Source organism: Ornithinibacillus gellani (assembly GCF_003730295.1).
Taxonomy (GTDB): domain Bacteria; phylum Bacillota; class Bacilli; order Bacillales; family Amphibacillaceae; genus Ornithinibacillus_A; species Ornithinibacillus_A gellani.
In genome coordinates this window covers 13,828-26,248 of sequence record NZ_QTSZ01000017.1, presented here as the reverse complement: position 1 = coordinate 26,248, position 12,421 = coordinate 13,828, and the positions used below count along the sequence as shown (strand labels likewise).

Annotated in this window: 10 protein-coding genes; all 10 read left to right on the top strand. The window is 40.1% G+C overall.

The window, feature by feature from the left end; all coding sequences use genetic code 11:
- The first annotated feature begins 3 nt into the window (after positions 1 to 3).
- The 10 genes from recA (at position 4) to DX933_RS04210 (ending at position 12,390) form a co-directional block, all read left to right on the top strand.
- Positions 4 to 1,047, top strand: a complete 1,044-nt coding sequence (gene recA / locus DX933_RS04255) for a recombinase RecA (protein ID WP_123315243.1) — start codon at positions 4 to 6, stop codon at positions 1,045 to 1,047.
- A 252-nt stretch (positions 1,048 to 1,299) separates the two neighbouring features.
- On the top strand, positions 1,300 to 2,865 hold the full coding sequence (gene rny, locus DX933_RS04250; protein WP_123315242.1) for a ribonuclease Y: 1,566 nt from the start codon (positions 1,300 to 1,302) through the stop codon (positions 2,863 to 2,865).
- 165 nt (positions 2,866 to 3,030) lie between these two features.
- Positions 3,031 to 3,828 (top strand): TIGR00282 family metallophosphoesterase, encoded by a 798-nt coding sequence (locus DX933_RS04245; RefSeq protein WP_123315241.1) that lies wholly within the window; start codon positions 3,031 to 3,033, stop codon positions 3,826 to 3,828.
- A 106-nt stretch (positions 3,829 to 3,934) separates the two neighbouring features.
- On the top strand, positions 3,935 to 4,195 hold the full coding sequence (locus tag DX933_RS04240; protein WP_123315240.1) for a stage V sporulation protein S: 261 nt from the start codon (positions 3,935 to 3,937) through the stop codon (positions 4,193 to 4,195).
- A gap of 259 nt (positions 4,196 to 4,454) precedes the next feature.
- Complete coding sequence (miaB, locus tag DX933_RS04235) at positions 4,455 to 6,023, top strand: tRNA (N6-isopentenyl adenosine(37)-C2)-methylthiotransferase MiaB (RefSeq protein ID WP_123315239.1); 1,569 nt, start codon at positions 4,455 to 4,457, stop codon at positions 6,021 to 6,023.
- A 1-nt stretch (position 6,024) separates the two neighbouring features.
- The gene (locus DX933_RS04230; RefSeq protein WP_123315238.1) at positions 6,025 to 6,459 is read left to right on the top strand and encodes a RicAFT regulatory complex protein RicA family protein; all 435 of its coding nucleotides are present in this window, start codon (positions 6,025 to 6,027) and stop codon (positions 6,457 to 6,459) included.
- A gap of 155 nt (positions 6,460 to 6,614) precedes the next feature.
- Entirely contained in the window at positions 6,615 to 7,181 is a 567-nt protein-coding gene (locus DX933_RS04225; RefSeq protein ID WP_123315237.1) for an outer spore coat protein CotE, read from the top strand.
- 222 nt (positions 7,182 to 7,403) lie between these two features.
- Positions 7,404 to 9,977, top strand: coding sequence for a DNA mismatch repair protein MutS (gene mutS / locus DX933_RS04220; protein ID WP_123315236.1), 2,574 nt, complete (start codon positions 7,404 to 7,406; stop codon positions 9,975 to 9,977).
- 24 nt (positions 9,978 to 10,001) lie between these two features.
- The gene (gene mutL, locus DX933_RS04215; RefSeq protein ID WP_123315235.1) at positions 10,002 to 11,867 is read left to right on the top strand and encodes a DNA mismatch repair endonuclease MutL; all 1,866 of its coding nucleotides are present in this window, start codon (positions 10,002 to 10,004) and stop codon (positions 11,865 to 11,867) included.
- Between the two features lie 73 nt (positions 11,868 to 11,940).
- Complete coding sequence (locus DX933_RS04210; protein ID WP_123315234.1) at positions 11,941 to 12,390, top strand: Dps family protein; 450 nt, start codon at positions 11,941 to 11,943, stop codon at positions 12,388 to 12,390.
- Positions 12,391 to 12,421: the final 31 nt, after the last annotated feature.

Below are 12,421 nucleotides of genomic sequence, written 5' to 3'. Positions count from 1 at the left end.
TCGTTGAGTGATAGAAAACAGGCTTTAGATATGGCATTGAGACAAATAGAGAAGCAATTTGGAAAAGGTTCTATTATGAAACTTGGAGAACAAGAAATTCAAAAGATTGAAACGATACCAAGTGGCTCACTTGCATTGGATGTTGCATTAGGAATAGGTGGATATCCACGTGGGCGTGTAATTGAAATATATGGACCAGAATCATCTGGTAAAACAACTGTTGCCTTGCATGCGATTGCAGAGGCGCAGAAAAAAGGTGGACAAGCTGCATTTATTGATGCCGAGCATGCACTGGATCCGAACTATGCCAGGGCATTGGGTGTAAACATCGAAGAACTCCTACTCTCACAACCTGACACTGGGGAACAAGCATTGGAAATTGCCGAGGCACTTGTACGTAGTGGTGCAGTTGATATTATTGTCGTAGACTCTGTAGCTGCGCTTGTTCCGAAGGCTGAGATAGAAGGAGAAATGGGAGATGCCCACGTCGGTTTACAAGCTCGTTTGATGTCTCAAGCTTTAAGAAAGCTATCTGGTGCGATTAATAAATCAAAAACAACGGCTATCTTTATTAACCAAATTCGTGAAAAAGTTGGCGTAATGTTTGGTAATCCTGAAACGACACCAGGTGGTCGGGCATTGAAATTCTATTCTTCTGTCCGTCTGGAGGTCCGTCGCGCAGAAACCTTAAAAATTGGTAACGATATGGTCGGAAACAAGGCTAGAATTAAAGTTGTTAAAAATAAAGTTGCTCCACCATTTAAACAAGCAGAAGTCGATATTATGTATGGAGAAGGTATTTCCAAAGAAGGTGAAATACTAGATATTGGTTCAGAGCTTGATATTGTTCAAAAGAGTGGTGCATGGTATTCGTATGAAGGAGAGCGTCTTGGTCAAGGACGGGAGAATGCAAAGATTTTCCTTCGAGAGAATGAAGCAATTATGAATGAGATTCACCAAGCAATACGGGCACATTATCAATTAGATGAAACAGCAGCAACGGAAGAGTCTGCCGAAGAAATGGGCCAAGAAACTTTGGATGTATGATTGAAAAAGGTTCCGCTGTATAAATACAGTGGAGCCTTTTTGCATACAAGCTTATCAGAGGTTCATAAAATTCAAAGTTCGTTCTTTTTATTCGATAATACTTGTGACGTTTCCTTGACATTGAGATGACAGACATTTAAAATTAAGTTGTATAATTTTATATTTTATTATACATTTGGTTATTATTCATTGAATATGGTACATGCCGACAATAATGAATTCAAAAACTTTATAGCAATAGGAGGTGAAATCATGGACAATCCCATAACCATCTCCATTTTGCTTGCCTTGTTCCTAATCGTCGGTATTGTTGTTGGTTATCTGATTCGTAAATCTATTGCAGAAGCTAAAATTTCCAGTGCGGAAAATTTAGCAAAGCAAATAGTTGAAGAAGCACGTCGGAATGCAGATGCCGCTAAGAAAGAGGCACTTCTTGAGGCGAAGGAAGAAAATCATAAGCTTCGCCAGCAGACAGAGCAGGAATTGCGCGAACGTCGCACGGAAATGCAAAAACAAGAAAATCGCCTGATGCAAAAAGAAGAAAATCTGGACAGAAGAAGTGAGACGCTTGATAAGCGTGAGCTCATGTTGGAGAAGAAAGAACAGTCTCTAACGGAAAAACAACAACAAATTGAAGAAATGGAAAGCAAAGTGGAATCCATGCTGCAGGAACAGCAGACAGAGCTTGAACGCATTTCAGGATATACCACTGACCAGGCGCGACAGATTATTTTGGAGCGGATCGAAAAAGAGGTAGCACATGAATCAGCTTTAATGATTAAAGAAGCGGAGAACCGTGCAAAGGAAGAAGCGGATAAAAAAGCGAAGAACATTCTTTCATTAGCCTTGCAGCGTTGTGCTGCAGATCACGTTGCAGAAACAACTGTATCGGTTGTTAACCTTCCTAACGATGAAATGAAGGGACGGATCATCGGACGTGAAGGTCGTAATATCCGAACGTTGGAAACGTTGACTGGAATTGATTTAATCATTGATGATACACCAGAAGCTGTTATTTTATCTGGTTTTGATCCAATAAGAAGAGAAACAGCTCGTATGGCACTTGAGAAGCTAGTGCAGGATGGTAGAATCCACCCAGCTAGAATTGAGGAAATGGTGGATAAAGCTAGACGTGAAGTAGACGAGCATATTCGTGAAGTTGGTGAAGAAACAACATTCGAGGTAAATGTACACGGTCTACATCCTGATTTAATCAAAATACTTGGACGCTTAAAATATCGTACAAGCTATGGTCAAAATGTACTGAAGCATTCAACTGAGGTAGCGTATCTCTCAGGATTGCTTGCTGCTGAACTGGGCGAAGATGAGTCATTAGCAAGAAGAGCGGGATTACTTCATGATATCGGTAAAGCAATTGATCATGAGGTAGAAGGAAGCCACGTCGAAATCGGTAAAGAGCTTGCAATGAAATACAAGGAACATGATGTTGTAATCAACTCTATTGCGTCACACCACGGAGATGAGGAAGCCACGTCTGTCATTGCTGTACTTGTAGCAGCAGCAGATGCACTTTCCGCAGCGCGGCCGGGCGCAAGAAGTGAAACCTTGGAGAATTACATCCGTCGTTTGGAAAAGCTGGAAGAAATCTCTGAATCCTTTACAGGCGTTGAGAAATCATATGCGATCCAAGCTGGTAGAGAAATTCGTATCATTGTAAAGCCTGATGAAATTGATGATATGGAATCTGTTCGTATTGCAAGAGATATTCGCAAGCGAATTGAAGGGGAATTAGATTACCCTGGACATATTAAAGTTACAGTGATTCGTGAAACAAGAGCTGTTGAATATGCAAAATAAGAAAAGCGGTCAATTTGGCCGCTTTTTTATATTGAAGATCATCTTTTGCAAAATGTATTTTCATATTTCTCAACTGAAAAGAGGCTTACCTAACCGTAAAACGTGGTATGATGGAATATAGAACATAGGAAGAATGACATAAGAGAGATAAGGAATGAAGATGGAATGAAAATTTTATTTATTGGGGATGTTGTTGGTTCCCCAGGTAGAAAAATGGTACAAGAATATTTGCCAAAATTAAAAGAGAAGTATAAGCCGCATGTCGTAATTATCAATGGTGAAAATGCTGCTGCAGGAAAAGGAATAACCGAAAAAATATATAAGCAGTTTTTGGAATGGGGAGCACAGGTTGTAACCTTGGGAAATCACGCGTGGGACAAGCGGGAAATATTTGAGTTTATTGACGATGCCAAATATATGATTCGTCCAGCAAATTTTCCCGAAGGAACACCAGGAAATGGTATTGCCTATATCCAGATGAATGGCACTGAAATCGCAGTCATCAATTTACAAGGCCGCACATTTTTACCAGCCATCGATGATCCATTTCGAACCGTAGATCATTATATTACAGAGGCAAAGAAACGGACTAATCTTATTTTTCTTGATTTTCATGCAGAGGCAACGAGTGAAAAGCAAGCAATGGGATGGTATGTAGATGGCAGGGTGAGTTGTGTTGTCGGTACCCATACACATGTACAGACTGCTGATGAACGCATTTTACCAGCAGGAACAGCCTATATTACTGATGTCGGCATGACGGGACCATACGATGGTATCCTTGGTGTACAAAGAGACGCTGTGATGAAAAGATTTTTAACTGCACTGCCAGTACGTTTCGATATTGATGAAAAGGGAAGAAATCAACTAAGCGGAGTCGTGGCAGAAATGGATCAAAAAACAGGTAAAGCGAAAGAAATCAAGCGAATTTTAATCAATGATGACCATCCTTTCTTTGGCTGACAATTTGAATTCCCAAGCACCATCCTCCATAATAAAGGAATAAGCATCAATTCAAAGGAATATAGTAGCAGTAGCACTACATTAGGATATGAGGGAGGTACTAGCAGTGGAAATATTAAAAGTTTCAGCTAAATCAAACCCAAACTCAGTAGCAGGTGCACTTGCAAATGTACTACGGGAACGCGGCACAGCAGAAATTCAGGCAATCGGTGCGGGTGCATTAAACCAATCCGTGAAAGCAGTTGCTATTGCCAGAGGATTTGTGGCACCGAGTGGAGTTGATTTAATATGCATCCCAGCCTTTACCGACATCATGATTGAAAATGAAGAACGCACTGCCATTAAACTAATTATAGAGCCAAGATAGGGAACAATTGCTTCTAAATGAGGTTGTTGCTGACTTTATCGATGGGAAATCGCTTGATCATTCGTGTTGCGTGCAAACGCAACACGTTTTTACTTGGTGACGTTTCTCCAATAAATATGACAAATTTAGTAACCTTCCAATATATTGGAAGGTTTCTGTTTGCGCATAGGGGTCATGTATTGTTTAATTGAGGGAAAGGCTTTATACTGTAATAATGTATAATGCTTTCGTGCATGATTGAAGGGAAAGGGGCATAACCATGAACGAACAACAGCGCAAGCAGCAAGCGCAAATCAATACTTTAGATAATGCGGGCGAAGGTCCTGCAAAAGAAAAACCGTTGCATGAAAAGACAAGTGCTGATTTTGCGAAGTATTTCGAAACGACATATCAGCCTCCTAATATAAATAAAGCCAGAAAACGCGGTCGTGAAAAGGTAAATGTTCATTATGACTTTGACATACCAGAAGATATGTCTGATATTGGTGCAGGCAAAAAATTTCTTATACGTACATATGGCTGTCAAATGAATGAGCATGATACAGAAGTAATGGCAGGTATACTAACGGAAATGGGATATGAAGCAACTAATGATACGAATGATGCAGATATTATTCTATTGAATACATGTGCCATCCGTGAGAATGCGGAAAACAAAGTGTTTGGTGAAATTGGCCATTTAAAACCATTGAAGCTTGAAAAACCGGATCTGATTCTTGGTGTATGTGGCTGTATGTCACAGCAAGAGTCTGTCGTGAATCGTATCTTGAAAAAACACCAGCATGTTGATTTGATTTTTGGCACCCATAACATTCACCGTTTGCCGCATTTGGTAAAGGAAGCAATGTTTTCCAAAGCGAATGTAGTTGAGGTATGGTCCAAGGAAGGAGATATCATTGAAAACCTTCCAAAGGTCCGCCACGGGAAAATTAAAGCATGGGTAAATATCATGTATGGCTGTGATAAGTTTTGCACGTATTGTATCGTACCGATGACCCGCGGAAAAGAAAGAAGCCGTCGTCCAGAGGATATTATCCAAGAAGTACGTCATCTCGCAGCTAATGGCTATCAGGAGATTACATTACTCGGGCAAAATGTAAATGCATATGGGAAAGATTTTGAAGACATGGAGTATGGATTAGGAGACTTAATGGATGCACTGCATCAAATTGATATTCCAAGAATTCGCTTTACGACATCACATCCAAGAGATTTCGATGATCGTTTAATTGAAGTACTCGCACAGGGCGGCAATTTACTGGATCATATCCATTTGCCTGTACAATCTGGCAGCAGCGAAGTGCTTAAGCGGATGAACCGTAAGTATACGCGGGAGGATTATCTGGAGCTTGTTGCAAAAATCAAAAAAGCAATGCCGAATGCTACGTTAACGACTGATATTATTGTAGGGTTCCCGAATGAAACAGATGAACAATTTGAGGAAACCATGACATTAATGGAAGAAGTGGGCTTTGAAGCTGCTTATACCTTCATTTATTCTCCACGTGAAGGAACACCAGCAGCACGCCGCAAAGACGATGTACCGATGGAAGTGAAGAAACAAAGGCTATATCGTTTAAATGAACTAGTTAATAAACAATCGGCTGCTTCCATGAAAGCATATGAAGGTAAAACGGTGAAGGTGCTTGTGGAAGGGGAAAGCAAGAAGAACCCGGACGTACTTGCCGGATACACGGAAAGAAATAAACTGGTTAATTTTGTTGGACCAGCATCAGCAGTCGGAAAAATTGTGGAAGTGAAAATCACCGAGGCCAAAACGTGGTCTTTGGATGGCGTCATGGTAGAAAATACAGTTGAGGTGAATTGAGATGGCGGAATATACTCGTAATCAAATATTGGATGAGGCTAAGAATTTAGCGAATATGCTTGCGAACACGGAAGAAATTGACCGTTTCAAACAAGTTGAAGCAAAGATTAATGAGAATCAAAAAGTACAACAGCTGATTAAGCGTATCAAAGCATTGCAAAAACAAGCTGTAAATCTACAAGCATATGAAAAAACAGAAGCATTGAAAAAGGTAGAAGCAGAAATCGATCGTTTACAGGCAGAGATTGATGATATTCCGGTTGTACAAGAATTTAAAGAAACACAAATTCTTGTTAATGATGTGCTTCAGCTAGTAACTGGTACAATCGCTAGAGAAGTAACCAATCATGTAATTGAATCAACTGGTGGAGATTTACTTTCTGGTGAAACCGGTTCGAAACGAAAGCATGCTCCAGCAACCAGCTGTGATCATTAATTTAATAAAGAGGTAAAAGCCGTGCGGAAACTGTATTCCAGCGCGGCTTTTTTTCCTTTTAAAGCGTTACCTGCTGCTTTTCATAGAAGTCCGATGCACTTTAGGTATTTGTCTTGCATAAAATGACTATGAAAAAAGAGGAGGTAAACGTTATTATGAGTTTTCTAGAAAAAGACTATAGAGAAATCATTACGAAAGCCGTTTGCGGCCGCGGCAAAAAGTTTACACAGGCAACCCATTCCATTTCACCATCCCATCGCCCGACAAGCATTTTGGGATGCTGGGTGATAAATCATCTATACCATGCTAAAAAGAAATCAAAGGATTCTGTTGAGGTTAGCGGTTCGTATGATATTAACATTTGGTATGCCTATAATGATAATACCAAAACAGAGGTCGTCACAGAGCGTGTCACCTATACAGATATCATTCCACTATCTGTTCGAGATGAGCACTGCTTAAATGATGATTATGATGTGATTTGTAAAGTGCTGCAGCAGCCGAATTGCCTGGAGTGCAAAATAACAGGAAAAGGTCATCAGCTCAATGTAGATGTCGAACGCGAATTTCTCGTTCAGGTGCTTGGTGATACAAAGCTTTTTGTACGGGTTGATCGAAAAGGCTACAGCTATGATGATGATGATGATTGGGATTTTGCAGCGACAGATGATGAAATGGAGCAAGTAAATCCACATTTTTTAAAAAATAGCGGCAAAGACTAATTGTACCTGCGGGAGATTCGTTCTCCTGCGGGTTATTTATTTTATGTCGATTGATATTGACTGGTCACGGCGAAACACCATAGGCAATACCAAGTAAAAGGTGAAAGGGGACAAGGCACCGGGTTTTTATTTATCCATGCTGAATCGTAGTTTACCTAGTCGCGATAGCGTATGCTTTATGCTATACTTACAAAAGAATATGCTGGTTCTGGAGGATATAGGATGTCAAATCAAACACCAATGATGAAGCAATATTTAAAGATAAAAGCAGAGCATAAAGATGCCTTTCTTTTCTTTCGTTTAGGTGATTTTTATGAAATGTTTTATGAAGATGCAGTGAAGGCTGCAAGAGAACTGGAAATCACTTTAACTAAAAGGGATTCAGGCCAGAAGGAACCGATACCGATGTGTGGGGTCCCACACCACTCCGCATCAGGCTATATAAAAAATTTAGTAGATAAGGGCTATAAAGTAGCTATTTGTGAACAGGTGGAAGATCCAAAACTGGCCAAGGGTGTTGTGAAACGGGAAGTTGTGCAGTTGATTACGCCAGGTACTGTTATGGAAAGTAATATGTTGAACGAACAGGATAATAATTACATTGCCAGCCTTTCTCACTTTCAAGATGGGTCCCATGCAATCGTTTATAATGATTTATCCACAGGTGAAAATAAAGCAGCAATTGTAATTGGTTGGGATGCAGTGATTCATGAGTTGTATAATCAACCAATCCGAGAAATCGTTATTTCATCTAAGCTTCCAGAGGAAAAACAAACAGAATTAAAAGATCGTTTACATGTTACCCTTTCCTATCAGGATGAAGTAAATTTCAATGCCGAATATCGCTATTTATGTGAAAATTTGAATGATGAACGGCTTATGAAGGCATTTAGCAGACTATTAAACTACATACAACATACACAGAAGCGGTCACTAGATCACTTGCAAAAAGCGGAGATTATAGAATTAAAGAATCATCTTGCCCTAGATATGTATTCTAAGCGCAATTTGGAGCTGACAGAAACCATACTGCGAAAAGGGAAACATGGCAGCCTATTGTGGGTCTTGGATCAGACTGCAACCGCGATGGGATCTAGAATGCTGAAAAAATGGCTGGAGCGGCCATTGTTAAATAAAGTAGAAATTGAAAAGCGTCTGGATATAGTAGATGCATTTTATAGTGGATTCATGGAACGAGATGCATTAAGAGAAGCACTGAAATCAGTTTATGATATGGAGCGACTGGCAGGCAGAATTTCATTTGGGAATGTGAATGGCCGGGATCTGGTGCAATTGAAAAAATCTTTAATGCAGATTCCAGTACTACAATCTATTTTGCAGCAGTTTGGTCAAAAGCAAGTAACAGAATTAGCTGGACAGCTCAAGTATCCAGAACATCTGGTAGAACTGCTAGATTCCAGTCTGGTGGAAGAGCCGCCTATTTCAATTAAGGAAGGTTCTCTTATTAAAGATGGCTTTCATGAACAATTGGATTTATATCGAGATGCAGCTCGCAATGGCAAGCAATGGATTAGTGAGTTGGAGCAAAAAGAAAAAGAAGCTACGAATATTCGGTCGTTAAAAATTGGTTATAATCGGGTATTCGGATACTATATTGAAGTGACAAAGGCTAATCTGCATTTGTTGCCGGAAGGTCGGTATGAACGGAAACAAACGTTAACAAATGCGGAGCGCTATGTAACACCGGAACTGAAGGAAAAAGAGCAATTAATTCTGGAGGCACAGGAAAAAAGTGTCGACCTGGAATATAAGCTCTTTACAGAAATTCGCGAAGAAATAAAAGAACATATACCATTGTTGCAGGAGATTGCTGATACAATCAGTCATATGGATGTATTGCAGTCACTTGCAACTGTAAGTGAGAAAAATAATTACAAACGACCTGTTTTTGTTGATCAGAAATTGCGGATCAATAATGGCCGGCATCCAGTTATTGAACAGGTGATGAAGGACGGCTCATTCGTACCAAATGATGTAGCTTTGGATAAAGAAAAGAATATCCTGCTGATTACCGGACCAAATATGTCAGGTAAAAGTACGTATATGCGTCAGCTCGCGTTAACGGCCATCATGGGACAAATTGGCTGTTTTGTACCTTGTGACGAGGCAGAGTTGTTCATTTTTGATCAAATTTTTACCCGGATTGGTGCAGCAGATGATTTGGTATCTGGACAAAGTACCTTTATGGTGGAAATGCTGGAGGCAAATCACGCTTTATCACATGCAACTGAAAATAGTTTAATCCTATTGGATGAAATTGGACGTGGGACAAGCACATATGATGGGATGGCGCTGGCACAAGCGATTGTAGAATATATTCATAATAATATCCATGCAAAAACATTATTTTCTACCCATTACCACGAATTGACAGCCTTGGAAAACTCGCTTCCACGATTGAAAAATATTCATGTGCGAGCAGAGGAGTATGAAGGAAATGTTGTATTCTTGCATCAAATAAAAGAGGGAGCAGCAGATGAAAGCTATGGTATTCATGTGGCAAAGCTTGCTGAGCTTCCGGAACCATTGATTGAAAGAGCGAGAACGATTTTAGAGCAATTAGAAGGTCAGGATCGTCCGCAACCAACGAAAGAAAAAATGGAAACAGGTCAACTATCCTTCTTTGTTGATACAAAGGCATCATCCAAAAAGGAAAAGCTGCAAACCCATGATCATAAAGTGTTAGAGGAATTAAAAACACTCAACCTATTTGAAATGACGCCACTGGAAGCAATGAATGCATTGTATAAGCTACAAAAACAGGCGAAGGCGTAATAGCAATAAGAAAGGGATGTCTGCATGAAAATCATACAAATGCCTGATGCACTTGCTAATAAAATCGCTGCTGGTGAGGTAGTCGAACGGCCAGCATCCGTAGTAAAGGAATTGATGGAGAATAGCATTGATGCGAACAGTACTTGGATTAAACTGGAACTGTTGGAGGCTGGACTTCAGGAAATCAAAATAACCGATAATGGTACGGGTATGAGTGAGGCAGATGTGGAGACAGCCTTTCTTCGTCATGCAACAAGTAAAATACGCACAGAAACAGATTTATTCCATGTTAGAACTTTAGGCTTTCGTGGTGAAGCTTTGGCAAGTATCGCATCTGTCAGTCGGCTGGAAATTAAAACTTCGGAAGGGGATCGGGCTGGAACTAGCTTAAAGCTGGAAGGTGGTAAATTAGTCGAACGTGGAAAAAGTGATGCACGGCAAGGGACGGAAATTATTGTTCGTGATTTATTTTTTAATACACCTGCACGCTTAAAATACATGAAAACCATCCATACAGAGCTTGGACATATTACAGATTTATTGAATCGTTTAGCACTCTCCCATCCTGAAATTCGATTTGAGGCAGTACATCAAGGCAAAACTTTATTCCAAACTCCAGGTTCAAATGACTTACTCCAGGTGCTGGCCCAAATTTATGGTATGGGGACAGCTAAAAAAATGCTTCCTGTAAAAGGAGAAACCTTGGATTTCTCCATTACAGGTTATGTAGCGAAGCCCGAGGTAACGAGGGCATCAAGATCCTATATATCTACTATGATTAATGGTAGATACATAAGAAGTCAGCCACTTATTCATGCTATTTTACGGGCTTATCATACGTTATTGCCAATCGGCAGAAATCCAATTGTTGCATTGTCCATAGAAATGGATCCTATTCTAGTAGATGTAAACGTACATCCAACGAAGCTGGAAGCACGGTTTAGTAAGGAGAAAGAGCTGGTGGATGTAGTGGAGCGTACGATTCGAGATGTGTTTCGGCAAACTACTTTAATTCCGGAAATGGAACAAAAGCCAACAGTTAAACCAGTTTCAGAACAGTATGCTATGCCATTAGACACACCGAATAGACAACAATCCCAGCCAGCATATGGCAATGCAACGATTAGCGAGCAAGCGTTTGAACGTGCTCCTGCAAGCGCCTATGAACCAATGCCTCAAGCAAACGAAAGAGAGCAATGGTCTATTCCAGCGGATGTCAAGGGATTGGACTCAGCTGCTGAAACATCATATACACCTGCAGCAATTGAACATGCAGAATATGCGACTGAACAGCATACAGATAAAGATAGGATTCCAACCATGTATCCAATCGGCCAATTACATGGAACATATATTTTGGCACAAAATGAAAATGGTTTGTATATGATTGATCAGCATGCTGCACAGGAGCGGATCAAATATGAATTTTTCTATGCCAAGCTTGCTAAACCTGCTAATGAATCCCAACAGCTATTGATCCCATTAACATTTGAATTTACCAAACAAGAGACGATCTTAATGGAAGATGCGCGTGAAGAGCTGGAAAAGGTCGGTTTATATTTGGAGCCATTTGGTGAACAAACGTACCGAGTTACTTCCCATCCAAGATGGTTTCCCAAGCATTATGAAGAAGAAGTCATTCGGGAGATGGTTGAGCAGGTCATCCAGAAAGGAACAATAAATATCGCTAAGATTCGTGAAGACGCTGCAATTATGATGGCCTGTAAAGGGTCGATTAAAGCAAATCATCATTTAAATGAAGCAGATATGGTTCGATTATTAACAGATTTGCGGGAAACAACAGATCCATTTACTTGTCCACATGGACGTCCGATTATTGTACATTTTTCATCTTATGAATTAGAAAAGATGTTTAAACGAGTAATGTAGTCGGCAGGGTATAATTTCATTCTCTTTCGTACAGCCTAGTCATAGATTAGCTAAGGAAAGGGAAGAAATAATCATGAAACATCAACCATTGATAAATTATTTAAATGAGCTACTTTCGAATCATTTTGTGTTGTATGTAAAGCTGCATCGTTATCATTGGTATGTGCAAGGGCCACAATTTTTCCAGCTCCATGCACAATTTGAAGAGATGTACGAGCAAACAGCCAGTGACCTTGATCGAATTGCGGAACGTATTTTAATGATCAACGGTCAGCCTTACGCAACGATGTCAAAGTTTGTAAAAGAAGCAACGATAGCGGAAGCGACTGCTGATGATACCGTCGATGAAATGATGAATCAGCTAAGAGATGATTTTAACCATATGATTGCCTCTAATCGGGATGAAGGGTTGAGATTGGCAGATGAATCCCAGGATGAGCCGACAAAGGATTTACTAATTGGTCTCACCAGCCAGTTTGAAAAGTATAATTGGATGATTGACGCTTATCAGACCAAAAGATAAATTATTGCATATGGATGGATTCGAAAGTGGT

Bases quoted from the DNA above. Each gene is read 5' to 3' on its own strand.
- rny (WP_123315242.1), top strand. From the start codon at position 1,300: ATGGACAATCCCATAACCATCTCCATTTTGCTTGCCTTGTTCCTAATC.
- DX933_RS04245 (WP_123315241.1), top strand. From the start codon at position 3,031: ATGAAAATTTTATTTATTGGGGATGTTGTTGGTTCCCCAGGTAGAAAA.
- miaB (WP_123315239.1), top strand. From the start codon at position 4,455: ATGAACGAACAACAGCGCAAGCAGCAAGCGCAAATCAATACTTTAGAT.
- DX933_RS04230 (WP_123315238.1), top strand. From the start codon at position 6,025: ATGGCGGAATATACTCGTAATCAAATATTGGATGAGGCTAAGAATTTA.
- DX933_RS04225 (WP_123315237.1), top strand. From the start codon at position 6,615: ATGAGTTTTCTAGAAAAAGACTATAGAGAAATCATTACGAAAGCCGTT.
- mutS (WP_123315236.1), top strand. From the start codon at position 7,404: ATGTCAAATCAAACACCAATGATGAAGCAATATTTAAAGATAAAAGCA.
- mutL (WP_123315235.1), top strand. From the start codon at position 10,002: ATGAAAATCATACAAATGCCTGATGCACTTGCTAATAAAATCGCTGCT.
- DX933_RS04210 (WP_123315234.1), top strand. From the start codon at position 11,941: ATGAAACATCAACCATTGATAAATTATTTAAATGAGCTACTTTCGAAT.